Source organism: Streptomyces sp. NPDC050085 (assembly GCF_044460595.1).
Taxonomy (GTDB): domain Bacteria; phylum Actinomycetota; class Actinomycetes; order Streptomycetales; family Streptomycetaceae; genus Streptomyces.
In genome coordinates, this window is sequence record NZ_JBITJZ010000001.1 from 986,538 (window position 1) to 999,029 (window position 12,492).

Below are 12,492 nucleotides of genomic sequence, written 5' to 3' on the forward strand. Positions count from 1 at the left end.
TGGCGGCGTCATGCCGCCGGCCCGAGAGATGGGGGCGTGGTGACGGGGGTGGGCAGCAGGCGGTGGGCAGGGCGGTCCGGGTTGGTCATGCAGGCCGCGAGCGGTCCGTCCGCCGCGCGGACCGCGGCCATGGTGTGGTCCAGGAAGTCCCGGTGCCACACCGCCATGCCGGAGGGCCCCGCTTCGGCGTCGCTCTGCTGCTGGTAGGACAGCCACAAGGCGTGCAGCCGGGCGACTACTTCCAGGTGCGCGGTCCACTGCGGGCACCACGGGTGGGCCGTGGTGACCTCCCGCCCGTAGGTGGGAAGCAGGAAGTCGTTGACCCAGGCGGCCAGGGCCTGGAGTTCACTGTCGTAGGCGTCGCCGTCCAGCGTGAGGATGGGGCGGGGCACCCGGGCGGGGGTGGGCATGGCGAACTGGTAGGCGGACAATGGAAGATCGTCATCGTCGCCGGCCAGGAGCCGGGCCTGGGCAGCCGAGCGGTCCATGAGTCGGCGCACATCGGGTGAGAGGGCCGACAGGGCGTCGTCGGCGAGGTCCTCGTCGTCATGCACCGTATCGGGCACGGCTTCGGGGGAATCGGCGTCCTGCGTTTCGTCGGGGCGGTCGGGGGTGGTGGACAAGCAGCGGCTCCTCGCCTGCCGGAAGCGGCAGGCCGTACGGGGTGGGGCGGATGCGGGCGAAGACCGGGGGCGGCACCGGCTGGGTGCCGCCCCGCGATGCGCGTGCGGCGGGTGTCAGGCGACGAGGGTGACGTCGTCCTGGGTGAGGGTCTGGTGCAGTGCCTCGGCGAGCCGGTCCGCGGCGATCTTGGTGTAGTGCTCGGTCGCCTCGACGCCGATGAAGTCGTATCCCTGCAGCAGGGCGGCGACCCCGGTGGAGCCCGAGCCGGCGCAGAAGTCGAGGATGGTGCCGCCGGGCGGGCAGATCTTGACCAGGTCACGCATCACGCTCACCGGCTTTTGCGTGATGTGCTGCCGCTTGCTGCCGCTGGGCTGCGAGGCGGAGTACAAGCCGGGCAGGTAGACGGGGTTGCGGTCGCCGTCGATCGGGCCCTTGGACGCCCAGATGATGAATTCTGTGTTCTGAGTGAAGCGGCCCTTTTGCGGGCGGGCGGCGGGCTTGTGCCACACGAGGATGCCGCGCCACAGCCAGCCGGCCGCCTGGATCGCGTCGGTCGTGGTGGGCAGCTGCCGCCAGTCGCTGAACAGCAGGGCCGTCCCGCCCGGCTTGGTCAGCCGGTAGGACTCCGTCATGATCTGCGTCAGCCAGAACGAGTAGGACCTTTGGTCCATGTTCTCCCCGACGAAGTCGGGCAGGGTGTGGGCGGCGCCGGCCGAGGTGTACTTCTGGCGGGCCGAACGGGAGGTGCGCTCCTTGGCGGTGCGTCCCCCGGAGTTGTAGGGCGGGTCGGTGATGACGCAGTCCACCGCCTGGTCGGGAAGCCCGGCGAGCACCGTCAGGGCGTCGCCCTGCTGCAAAGAGAACGACAAGAGAAGCAGACCTCTTTCACGGAGAAAAGCCCGCACGCAGCGGGCGGTTGGATTCCGCGCAGACCCTCTCAACCATGGAGGGAAGGGCCGTGGGCAGCCGTTGGTTCAGGAAGTGGCCGGAGCGGTCTCGACGGCGCACTCCCCCGGCAGCTCCTGCGCAGAGGGAAGAACGAATACGGTAGGCCGAGATCGGCCGTTGGCCTAGCCCGCTGCGCAATCCTGCGCTGATTCGCAGAATTTTTCTCTCCGGCTAGGTCAACGGCCGGATCGGGTCTACTGTTTTTGAACTGCCGGATCCCGTCCGCCCATCTCGCCCCGCCTTCAAGGGCGAAGGCAACGTCCCGTGCGACGCCGCCTCACGGCGTCAATTCCCCGCTATTACTGGCGGCTTCGCCGTGCTGCTCTGTGCGCGTCCGCAATCCGGCAGCTTCCTTGGTCGTGCTCGTGGAAGGAGCAATTCCTGTGGCCCCCTCCTGCCGTTCCCCGGTCCATTTCCTCGTCTCGGCCCGCGCAGCCCAGCGTGGTGCCGCCCCGTGCTGAAGGGCGCACTCGCCGCCGTCGCTGCTCTGTGCCTCTCCCCGCTCCTGCTGGCCGGGCTGTCCGGCATGGCCTATGCCGCGCACGACTCCGCTTCGGGCGACACCGACACGGTGTGCACCGACTCCACCTCGGCTGCCGCCTCCAAAGATCTCGCGAAAGCGGTGGCGGCTCTGGTCAACGGAAAGAAGGCGTCCGGCACCGTCAAAGGGCTGAGCCTGCCCGCGGAGCAGATACCCAATGCCCGCACGATCGTCTCGGTCGGCATCGCGTTGAAGGTGCCTGCCCGCGGGCAGGTGGTCGCGCTCGCCACCGCCGTACAGGAATCCAGACTGCGCAACCTGGCCTCCGGGGACCGGGATTCGGTCGGTCTGTTCCAGCAACGGCCCTCCCAGGGCTGGGGCAGCGTCGACGAGCTGCACACCCCCCGCCGCGCCGCCACCCTCTTCTACCAGCATCTGCTGAAGGTTCCCGGCTGGCAGCAGCTGACCGTCACGCAGGCAGCCCAGGCCGTGCAGAACTCCGGCCACCCCACGGCCTACGCGCAGTGGGAACCCCTCGCCCACGCCCTGCAGCACACGCTCGCCACCACCGGCTCGTCCACCGCGGCACAGCCGACGGACAAGGACTCCGCCGCCGACGCCGGCTGCACGGCTTCGCCCACGGGGAAGGACGCTGGCGCGAGCGGATCCGTGCCAACGACCGCGCTGCCCGAGGGATACACGATTCCCCGCAACATTCCCGCAGCAAAGCGCACCGCGATCACGTGGGCGCTGCAGCAGTTGGGCACCCCGTATCAGTGGGGCGGCACCTGCACCGCCGCGCACGGCCAAGATCCGATGGGCCGCTGCGACTGTTCCTCGCTGATGCAGCAGGCGTACAAGGCGGCCGACATCACGTTGACCCGCACCACGTACACGCAGGTCAACGAAGGGCATCCGATCTCCCTGGCCGACATCCGGCCCGGTGACCTGATCTTCACCGAGGGAAGCGCCGCCCGCCCGGAACACGTCGGCATGTACATCGGCGGCGGTTACCTGGTCAACGCCCCGCGCACGGGGTTGCCGGTGCGTGTCGAGTCGCTCGCCTCCTGGGCCTCCGGGGTCCTGGCCGTGCGTCGTATCGACACCTGACGCGCCGGCCTGCGCCGCGGCATCCGCGCGCTTCCTGCCGCCCTGGTCTCTTCCTTCTTCTTCTCGCTTTCGGGCCCGGCTTCGGGTCCGTCGCACGCCGCCGCTCCCGTCCGGCTGCCCGCTCGCCGGGCGGGAGCGGTCAAGGAGTTACGCCATTTCCTCCTCGCTCCACCTCGCCCACCAGCTCATCGTCCTCGCCTACGATCCCGGGATCACCCCAAAGTCCGGCGGTCTGCCGGGACTTGACGTCCTGAAGAAGGTCGTCTCCTCGATCAACCTGTTCGGCATCATCGCCGTGGTCGGCGCCCTCGCGGTCAGCCTGTCCGCCTGGGCCTGGGGCCACTTCTCCGGCGGCCACCAGGCCGAGGCCAACGGCAAGAAGGGCGCGCTGGTCAGCACGGGCGCCGCCCTCGGGCTCGGGGCCGCGAACGGCATCATCGCTTTCGCCTCCGCGCTGGGACACCAGGTGCACTGATGCTGAACCGTCCCCTCAACGCCCTGTCCGCCCTGACCAGCACGTGGTCGGTGCGCCGCCGGGTGATCACCGGCCTCGTGGTCCTGGTCGCCCTGGGCGCGCTCGCTCTCGCCGGTGCGTTCCTCGCCCGCGGTCCCGGCACCCCGGACGGCGAAGGGCACGCCGCACCCCCGGCGGCCACCGCACCCGGCACTCCCTCGGCGCCTAGTGCGGCCGCATCCGGCCAGGCGGTGGCCCGCCCGCCGCAGTTGAGCGACCCGCTGGCCTACGCACGGGCCGCCGCCGACCTGCTGTGGAGCTACGACACCCGCACCACCAGCCGCAGTGCCTATCTGGCCGGGCTCGATGCGTGGATGACCCGCGAGAGCCGCTATGCCGATCCCGACGCGCTGCATGCCCAGGTCCCCGACCCGGTGCTGTGGTCACGGATGGCCGACAACCGGCAGTACGCCACCGCCCATGTCCGCGAGGCGCACTATCCCTCCGCGTTCAAAGAGGCTCTGGCTGACCATCCGGCGCAGCTCACCACCGCCTACATCTACGCCGTCACCGTCAGCGGCACCCAGCAGGTGACCTGGAAGGACGGCGGCGCCGGCGCCGAGGAGCGCTCCATCACCCTCGCGGTGCAGTGCCGTCCCGGCCACGACTGCGCGCTGGTGTCCGTCGCCCCGACCGTCGCCCCTTGACCCACTGCCCCCTTCGTCCCGTAAGGCGCCGTCCTCTCCGTGAGTTTTTGTGATCTGCCGCTGGCGGGCACTTTGTGCACCGTCGCCGACGCGGCCGACTTTGCGAGCGACCCTGGCAAGGCGATCGGCAACTGGATCGCCACCAGCTGCGGCGATCTGGCCGCCACCGCCGCCGACCTGGCCGCCAAGGCGGTCGACACCACCACCAAGATCGACCTCAACGCGCACTGGTTCGTGGCGAATTACGAACTGATCCTGCCCATCGGGCTGGTGCTGCTGGTCGCCTCGTTCTGTGCCCAACTCGTCCGTGCCGCGCTGCGCCGCGACGGCCAGGCACTGCGGCAGGCGTTCACCGGCACTCTGTCGGGCTGCCTGTTCGCCTTTGCCGCGATCGCGCTGACCACAGTGGCCATCGAGGTCACCGACGCGCTCTCGGCTGGTCTGTTCTCCGCCGCGGGCACCAGTATCTCGGCGACCGTGCGCCGTCTGGTGCAGGTGTCGTTGATCGGCAGTCTGAGTTCGCTGGGCTGGCTTGTCGCCTCGCTCGCCGCGCTCGGTTCGGCGCTCGGTGCGCTGCTGTACTGGTCCGTAATGGTCATCCGCAAGGTCGGCGTCTTGGTCCTGGTGACGCTGGCGGTGTTCGTCGGCGCCGGCGGCGGCTGGGAAGCGACCAGGCGCTGGCGGCGTGGCTGGATCGAGGCGACCGCGACCCTCGTCGCCTCCAAGCTGTTGATGACGATCATCTTTCTGCTCGGGGTGTCGGCGCTGGGCAACACCAAGCCCAAGGACGGTCTTGCCGCCCTGTCCGATGTCCTGGCCGGCGTCGTCATCATGGCCATGGTGTTGCTGTGTCCGTATATGACGTACCGGTTCGTGCACTGGGCCGGTGAAGGCGCCGGTGGCGAGGATCTGCACCGGGCCGGCGGCGCGGGCATGACGGTGGCGCGCCAGCACACCGAACGCGTGGGCCGCAAGGCCGCGTCCGCGATGGCCGGCGGCGCCGGGGCCGGTGCCGGGGCGGCGGGCGCTTCTGGAAGTGCGATGTCCAGCGACGGCCTGCTGGCCGCCAACCCCACCGGGGAGAGCGGCAGTTCCGGCCAGGGCGGCGCCGATGCGCTGCGCAAGACCGTGACCCCGCCGCCCACCAGTGTCCGCGACACGGACAGCGAGGCACCGGGCTGGCCGTCCGCGGCGGCCGAATCCTCGGCCGACCAGTGGTCACCACACGGCCCCGCCGCATCGCCTCCGCCCTCCGGCACCTCCGCGCCCGGAACGTCCGCCGCATCCTCGGCGTCGCCGGGGCCGGTCTCCGGTCCCGGGGCCGGTCCCGCGCTGCCGCCGCCGCAGGGCAACTGACCGCCCCTGCCGCACCCCCGGGCGCCGCCCGCTACTTGTTGTGTCCCGTCGTCGATCGGCCTGCTGTCCTTGTCGGAGATATCCCTGCCGCTGGCGGTGAAGTTTCCCCACCGCTCCCGCCGCGGCGTCCTGCTCGGCCTGTCCATCCCCCAACTCGCCCTGACCGCTGGCGCGTTGACGGTTCTTCTCCTCGTGGTCGTCACCACCGGCCTGTTCGGCGCCGTCGCCCTTGCCCCGCTGTGGGCCACCGTGGCCGCGGCGGTCCTGATCCGCCGCTCGGGCCGCTCACTGATCGACTGGGCTCCGGTCCTGGCCCGCTACGCCCACCGGCGCCGCTCGGGGCAGTATCTGTGGCTGGCCCGTCCCGTCACCCGGCCCACCGCCGAGGGTGTGCTGCACCTGCCCGGTCAGGACGCCGCGGTGCGGGTGCTGACCCCGGCCGCCGGGCAGGCCGCGGCCCTGCACAACCCGCATGAGCAGACCCTGACCGCCGTCGCCCGGATCAGCGCCCGCGCGTTCGCCCTGCTGGACACGTCCGTCCAGGACGCCAACGTGCGAGCCTGGGGCCGGGCGTTGGCCAGCGCCTCCCGCACCGGGCACCTGCGCACCGTGCAGGTCCTGGAGCGCACCGTGCCCGACTCCGGCGACGCGCTCGCCCGCTACTGGGCCCGCCACGGCCGCCCCGAGACGCCGGTGGCCGGACAGGTGTATGCCGACCTCGTCGCCTCCGCCGGCCCGGCCGCCGCACCGCACGAGACCTATCTCGCCGTCAGCCTCGACCTCAAGGCCGCCCGCCGCCTCATCACCCAGGCCGGCGGCGGCATCCCCGGCGCGTTCACCGTGCTGGAACAGACCACCGCGGCACTGGCCACCGCGGCGCGCAGCGCCGGACTGCACATCAACGGCTGGCTCGGTGCCCGCGAGATCGCCGCGGTGATCCGCACCGCCTACGACCCGGCCGCCCTGCCCGCGCTGCAGCACTGGTCACCCACCGGCGCCGCCGAGGCCGACCCGGCCGCCGCCGGCCCGGTCGTCCAGGTCGAGGAGTACGACCGGCTCGCCACGGACTCGGCCCGCCACGCCACCTACTGGATCGAGAACTGGCCGCGCACCGAAACCCACCCCGGGTTCCTGCACGGCCTGCTGTTCTCCGCCGGTGTGCGCCGTACCTTCTCCCTCATCTACGCACCCCAGCCGCTGGAGAGCGCACTCAAGGACGTGCAGCGCCGCAAGGCGACCATCCTCGCCGACGCCGCCGAGCGCCAGCGCCGCGGCCAGGTCGACTCCGAGGAAGACAACGTCGAGTACGCCGACGTCAAAGACCGCGAACGGCAGCTGATCGCCGGGCACGCCGACGTCGCCCTCACCGGCCTGCTCACCGTCTCCGCCGACACCGACGAACAGCTCGATGCCGCCTGCGCCCAGATCGAGACCGCCGCCACCGGCGCCCAGGTCGACCTGCGCCGCCTGCACTTCCAGCAGGCCGCGGCCTTCTCGCTGGCCGCCCTCCCGCTCGCCCGCACCGCCTTGTAACCCAGAGCCTCCGGTCCGCCCCTGGCGCCGAGGGCCGGGAAGGAACCCGCTGCCCGTGCCCCATTCCACCCACGCCGACCCGGGATCCCACCATCCCTACCTGCGCGCCGCGACCGCCGGCGTGCGCCACCACACGAGCAGCCTCACGCTCGCCCCGCTTCCGGCCGAGCGGCCCCAGATCGATGCGGTGCACGCCCACTTCGCGGCCCTGCACCTGCTCCTCGACCGACTGCACGCGGACACCCATCTCCCCTGGCCGTCCGCCGGGCAGCAGCTGGCCGCCGCCCGCACCCGCCTGTGGCAGGCCGCCACTGCCGTCCACGACGCGTACCACCTGCTGCCCCGGCCCGCCGAGCCCGGCGGTGTCGGCGAGGACTGCCGGCCAGAACGCCTGCCCGAGGGCCCGCCGTTCCTGACGATCTGCCAGCGCCATCTCGCGGCCTCTCACACCGCGCGCCGCACCACCAGCCCCTCCGACCTCGCCTCTCCGCTGCGGACCCACCACAGCAGCTGCACCCGCTGACCCAGCCCGGCCCAGCGCCCGCCACCATCCCCTCCCCTGACAGAAAGCACCCGTTGAAGCTCACGTCCCGCCGCATTGCCGCCGCCCTCACCACCGTTGCCGCCCTCGGCGCCGCCACCGCTGCCACGACCGTCCCGGCCAGCGCCGCCGCCTCGTATCACTGCACCACGAGCTCCGCCTCCGTCGACGACCCGGCCTATTCCGGCATCGCGACCGACAACTACAACTTCACGACGAAGCTGTGCGCGAAGCGCGCCGGCAGCACCATCTACGCCTACGCCAAGGTGTCCTTCGAGGGCCCGGTGTGGTTCGTCAACCAGACCGATGTCCTGGACGGCGCGCGCGTCCACCTGCAGATCAAGAAAAGCGTCTCGGGCCCCGACCCGGTCGTGACGTACAAGAACTTCTACGCCCTGGAAAGCAAGTTGGAGCACGGCGACACCTGGGGCAACGGCAGCTACACCACGCCGACGATCACCTACAAGGCCGGCTCGGGCCGCTACCTGGCCGACGGCAGTGTCGACCTCGACTGGAACAACGACGGCAAGGGCTACCGCAGCACGCTGTTCTCCGCCTCGCCGCGTGTCTAGCCGCACCCTCGCCTCCCCGAAGAGCCGCGCCTCATGAACCACCGGCCCGGCCGCAAAGCCCGCCGCGCCAGCGCCTCCCCCGTGTTCACGCCGCACGGCGCCGACCGCTCACAGCGCCGAGCGGCGCGCCGCGCCTTGGCCGAGGCCGCCGCCCACGCCCGCGGCCAGGACGCGGCACCCGACGCCTCCAGTACCGCGCACTCCCCGCTGCCCACGCCGCTGTACGGCGCCGCGGGCCGTCCCGGCCCGGCCTCGGCTCGCGGCCCTCGTCTGCGGCTGCCCGCCCAGCGCATGACCACCGCGGTGGCCGGCGGCGCCTATCCCTTCCTCGCCGAGGGCGGGCTCGGCGCCGAGGGCCTCTACATCGGCCGTGATGTGCACGCCGAAGCGAGTTTCGTGTTCGACCCGTTCACCCTCTACGGCAAGCTCGACGGATTCACCAACCCGAACATCCTGCTCGCCGGCGTGATCGGACAGGGCAAGTCCGCGCTGGCCAAGTCCCTGGCCCTGCGCTCGATCGCCGTCGGCTACCGCATCTACGTCCCCTGCGACCCCAAGGGAGAGTGGACGGCCGTCGCCACTGCCCTGGGCGGCACCACGATCGCGCTCGGCCCCGGCCTTCCCGGCCGGATCAACCCGCTCGATGCCGCCCCGCGCCCCGACTCGGTCACCGAGGCCGACTGGGCGGTCGAGGTCCGCAAACGGCGCCTGCTGCTGCTCGGCTCACTGGCCCGCACCGTGCTGGGCCGGGCACTCAAACCCGTGGAACACACTGCCCTCGACATCGCCCTGGACCAAGTGGTCGCCGATGCCGACCGACGCCACCGCACCCCCCTGCTCGGCGACATCGCGAGCGCCCTCAACGCCCCCGCCCTCCTTGACGACGGCGCCGGGACGGCCACCGACCGACTCCTCGCCGGAGGCCGCGACCTCGCCCACGCCATGCGCCGCCTCGTCCGCGGCGACCTCGCCGGAATGTTCGATGCACCCAGCACCACCGCGTTCGACTCCCGCTCCCCTATGCTCACCATCGACCTGTCCCGGCTCGGCGCCTCCGGCGATGACACCGCCCTCGTCCTCGCCATGACCTGCGCGAGCGCCTGGATGGAGTCCGCCCTTGCCGACCCCTCCGGCGGACGCCGCTTCATCGTCTACGACGAGGCATGGCGCCTGATGCGGCACGCCGGACTCCTCGAACGCATGCAAGCCCAGTGGAAACTCTCCCGCGGCCTGGGCATCGCCAACCTGCTGGTCATCCACCGCCTGTCCGACCTGCTGACCGCCGGAGATGCCGGCTCACGCGGACGCGCCCTGGCCGAGGGCCTGCTCGCCGACTGCTCCACCCGCATCATCTACCGGCAGGAAGCCGACCAACTCCAGGCCGCCGCCACCCTGTTGGGACTCACCGGAGTTGAGGCACAGGCCATCGCACACCTGAACCGGGGGCGCGGGCTATGGAAAGTCGCAGGAAGATCATTCATCGTTCAGCATCAGCTTCATCCCGCCGAACAACAACTCTTCGACACCGATGCGCGAATGCACTGAAACCATATGAATTCACGCATACCGGCGCTCCGAGTTCCAGGATCCCAAGAGTACGGAGCCGCGGCAGAACCCGCGCGGAGGTCGACGCGGAAGCACGGCACCGGCCGAGCGATCCGCGGGCGTGCCACGCGTAGTCCTGGTGATCGAGAACTCGTCGAATTCCTGCTCATACAGGCAGCCGCACCAGAGCACTTCACTGGAGCCGGGGCGAATGGGCCATCGACCCGCACCGCCAGCTCGCCCACGGTCAGCCACCGACAGGACCACCCTCGACAGCCTCGCCTTCGACGCCACGCAGACCAGCCCGCAAGTACCGCCCCTTGCCTATCGGAGCCCCTCCCCCGTGCCTCATGCCTCTGACCGCGCCCAGCCCTCTTCACCTCCCGGAACCCAGCTTGTGGCCGCCAGGCTCGGCCTGTCGCTGAAGGCGCTGTACCGCCTGCACCCCGCGGACAGCACCGGAGAGGCCCTCGCCCAGCTCGTCGTCCGCGCAGCCCGCCGCCTCGACCGCCTGCACCAGGACATCACCGCCCGGGCGGCGGGGGCCGCCGACTATTTGACCCGTGTCGCCCACGGCTCCACGATGATCAATTCTCTGGGGATCCTGCAGAACCAGGGCCTGCAGCTTGATCTTCTGGCCGCTCGGCATGCGGATGCCGCCGAGTATCTGGACGAACTGATCTACATCTACCAGCATTTCACCTCCGCCACCCCAGCATCGAAGACGCCCCGCCCGGCGCAGGCAGTGACCTCCGCCCCCTCCGCAGGAGCACCGATACCGCCCCGTCGGCAGTGACGGCCCTCGGAGCTCATCCGCCGGTTGCTGCGCACGGCACTGCACCGCCGCAAAGGATTTCCCGTCATTGTCCCCGCCCACAGCGCCGCGGTCACCGTTGCCCTGGGCCCGCGCCATGGACTGACCGCCATCGCCCATGGCGAGGATCACGCCTGGGCCCGAACAGCCGTCGCGCATACGAGATTTCGCCGCCTCCCCACCGGCGCGTACGCGAGCGGCGCGCGCAGCACCGAGGCAGTACAGCAGATCCTGCCGTGTCACGCCGGTACGCCGCACCGCGTGACCCCCTTGTCCGCAACTCCCCCGCAGGAAGACGTCTTTGTGAATTCCGAGCCGTTCATCGTCATCGGACATCACCCCGATCACGGATGGATCGTTGACGGCCCCGGGCGTCAACTCCCCCATGTTGGCGAGCTACTGGTGGGCGCCGGCTTCGTCTATGACACCGTCCTCGGCACCCACCGCATCCCCGACGGCACCGACCCGTATGCGCTCTTGCATCGGGCGCTGCCCACGCTCCAGATGTTCGACGTCGATTACATGCTGCTCGGCGAGGTGAAACGACCGGACACCGCCCAGCAGCCGGCACCCGGCGCCGTACCTGCTGCCCCGGCCGCAGCACCGCGCCGTCCGCATCGCTGACCCGGCGCCGCCTCACGGCTCATTGCCCGCCCACTCTCACCGCCCACCGCGTTCGGGACGATCTCTTGTCTGAAGTGTCCGACCTCACCCACGCCGATGCCCTCATCACGGCCACCTGGGCCCGCAGCATTGCGGACCTGGAGGACCTCGTCCGAAGGCGCGTCGTGCATCTGCCGGTGCTCAAGGCCGTGCTGCACATCCGCTCCGCGCTCGTCGTCACGGATGGCGACATCACCGCTCTGCGACATCGCCTGCACGCGCTGACCCGGCCCGATCACGTCCCGCACTTCCTGGACCACCAACGCCTGGCGCCCACGGCCACCGACCTGGCCCGCGCTCACGCTGAGAGCCAGGCCCGGCTGCAGGCGATCCGCGCACTGGTGGACGCCTACCCCGAGGGCCATCTCGCTGACGAACTGAACGTCCTGCTGTCGCGTCGGCAAGATCACGATCACGCGCCCACCGACGATCAGCTGCGCGGCGCCCCCGCACCCCGCTCTGTCACAGCACCACCTGCCCGTGCTGCACGCCGCTGACCCCGCCCCCACTCCGCCCCCGGCACGCCACGCCAACCGCCGCGGGAGGAGCACCCGATGACGGTCGAGGAGCACATCCTCCACGCCTGTGCGCCCCGGCTCGGCCGCCTGTACACCGAACTCGACGCCCTCGACCCGATGGTGGACGTCTTCACCGAAGAACTGGCCACGGTGATCTCCGAAGCGGCGCTGCTGCTCGCGGAACTGTGCGGCGCGTTCGACCCACAGGACGGCGGACTGGACGTGTTCGTCCACGCGGCTCATCCGCGCACCCGCAACCGGCTGACCTTGGTGCGCGCGAACGCGGCCCTGGCCGAGGCGGTCCGCTCCCTGTCCGCCGCGCTGGAGTGCGCCGCGCACCACGACGCCCTGCTCACCTCGCGTGATGACGCCCACTGTGCACGGCGGGAGCGCTACTCCGCACAGATCACCGGGCACGTCGTCCGGGCACGCCGGGCGTTCGCCGAGGCCGCAGGCGCTCTGCACCAGAGGACCGGTGCCGGACCTGACCGCGGCAGGGCGGCAGCGATGCCGTTCACCACAGCAGCCTTGAAGCCCCGCCGCCGCTGAACTCCCTCCCGCCACACCCGTCTTCGACACACCGAAAGTCGCGATGCCACGCCGACGCGAACGCGCCCCTGACCCAC

14 protein-coding genes are annotated in these 12,492 nt (G+C 71.1%); 12 read left to right on the top strand and 2 right to left on the bottom strand.

Annotated elements, in window-relative coordinates:
- Positions 1–8: 8 nt before the first annotated feature.
- Together ACIBUY_RS04120 and ACIBUY_RS04125 are read right to left on the bottom strand one after the other, a co-directional pair.
- Positions 9–623 carry a DUF4913 domain-containing protein gene (locus tag ACIBUY_RS04120; protein ID WP_399151699.1) on the bottom strand — a complete coding sequence of 205 codons (615 nt, stop codon included), beginning with the start codon at positions 621–623 and terminating at the stop codon, positions 9–11.
- A gap of 114 nt (positions 624–737) precedes the next feature.
- Positions 738–1,493 (bottom strand): DNA-methyltransferase, encoded by a 756-nt coding sequence (locus ACIBUY_RS04125; protein WP_399151700.1) that lies wholly within the window; start codon positions 1,491–1,493, stop codon positions 738–740.
- 533 nt (positions 1,494–2,026) lie between these two features.
- On the opposite strand from ACIBUY_RS04125, the gene ACIBUY_RS04130 reads away from it, so the two are divergent.
- The 12 genes from ACIBUY_RS04130 to ACIBUY_RS04185 all read left to right on the top strand — a co-directional run bounded on the left by ACIBUY_RS04130 (position 2,027) and on the right by ACIBUY_RS04185 (position 12,415).
- Positions 2,027–3,163 carry a C40 family peptidase gene (locus tag ACIBUY_RS04130; protein ID WP_399151701.1) on the top strand — a complete coding sequence of 379 codons (1,137 nt, stop codon included), beginning with the start codon at positions 2,027–2,029 and terminating at the stop codon, positions 3,161–3,163.
- A gap of 154 nt (positions 3,164–3,317) precedes the next feature.
- Complete coding sequence (locus ACIBUY_RS04135; RefSeq protein ID WP_365576643.1) at positions 3,318–3,638, top strand: DUF6112 family protein; 321 nt, start codon at positions 3,318–3,320, stop codon at positions 3,636–3,638.
- Positions 3,638–4,324, top strand: a complete 687-nt coding sequence (locus tag ACIBUY_RS04140) for a hypothetical protein (protein ID WP_399151702.1) — start codon at positions 3,638–3,640, stop codon at positions 4,322–4,324. Before ACIBUY_RS04135 ends, ACIBUY_RS04140 begins: the two co-directional genes overlap by 1 nt.
- A gap of 39 nt (positions 4,325–4,363) precedes the next feature.
- On the top strand, positions 4,364–5,680 hold the full coding sequence (locus ACIBUY_RS04145) for an ATP-binding protein (protein WP_399151703.1): 1,317 nt from the start codon (positions 4,364–4,366) through the stop codon (positions 5,678–5,680).
- Positions 5,681–5,749: 69 nt separating this feature from the next.
- Positions 5,750–7,213: an SCO6880 family protein gene (locus ACIBUY_RS04150; RefSeq protein WP_399151704.1), complete on the top strand. Its 1,464-nt coding sequence runs from the start codon at positions 5,750–5,752 to the stop codon at positions 7,211–7,213.
- Between the two features lie 55 nt (positions 7,214–7,268).
- The gene (locus tag ACIBUY_RS04155) at positions 7,269–7,736 is read left to right on the top strand and encodes a DUF6238 family protein (protein WP_399151705.1); all 468 of its coding nucleotides are present in this window, start codon (positions 7,269–7,271) and stop codon (positions 7,734–7,736) included.
- A gap of 53 nt (positions 7,737–7,789) precedes the next feature.
- Complete coding sequence (locus ACIBUY_RS04160; protein WP_365576559.1) at positions 7,790–8,326, top strand: hypothetical protein; 537 nt, start codon at positions 7,790–7,792, stop codon at positions 8,324–8,326.
- 33 nt (positions 8,327–8,359) lie between these two features.
- Positions 8,360–9,871, top strand: coding sequence for a VirB4 family type IV secretion system protein (locus ACIBUY_RS04165; RefSeq protein ID WP_399151706.1), 1,512 nt, complete (start codon positions 8,360–8,362; stop codon positions 9,869–9,871).
- Between the two features lie 397 nt (positions 9,872–10,268).
- Entirely contained in the window at positions 10,269–10,667 is a 399-nt protein-coding gene (locus ACIBUY_RS04170; protein ID WP_399151707.1) for a hypothetical protein, read from the top strand.
- A gap of 24 nt (positions 10,668–10,691) precedes the next feature.
- A complete protein-coding gene (locus ACIBUY_RS04175) occupies positions 10,692–11,309 on the top strand; it encodes a hypothetical protein (protein ID WP_399151708.1) in 618 nt (205 codons plus the stop codon).
- 65 nt (positions 11,310–11,374) lie between these two features.
- On the top strand, positions 11,375–11,845 hold the full coding sequence (locus tag ACIBUY_RS04180; protein ID WP_399151709.1) for a hypothetical protein: 471 nt from the start codon (positions 11,375–11,377) through the stop codon (positions 11,843–11,845).
- A 57-nt stretch (positions 11,846–11,902) separates the two neighbouring features.
- Entirely contained in the window at positions 11,903–12,415 is a 513-nt protein-coding gene (locus ACIBUY_RS04185) for a hypothetical protein (protein ID WP_399151710.1), read from the top strand.
- Positions 12,416–12,492 lie beyond the last annotated feature (77 nt).

Excerpts from the sequence above, each read along its gene's own strand:
- ACIBUY_RS04185 (WP_399151710.1), top strand. The coding sequence starts at position 11,903 with ATGACGGTCGAGGAGCACATCCTCCACGCCTGTGCGCCCCGGCTCGGC.
- ACIBUY_RS04140 (WP_399151702.1), top strand. The coding sequence starts at position 3,638 with ATGCTGAACCGTCCCCTCAACGCCCTGTCCGCCCTGACCAGCACGTGG.
- ACIBUY_RS04165 (WP_399151706.1), top strand. The coding sequence starts at position 8,360 with ATGAACCACCGGCCCGGCCGCAAAGCCCGCCGCGCCAGCGCCTCCCCC.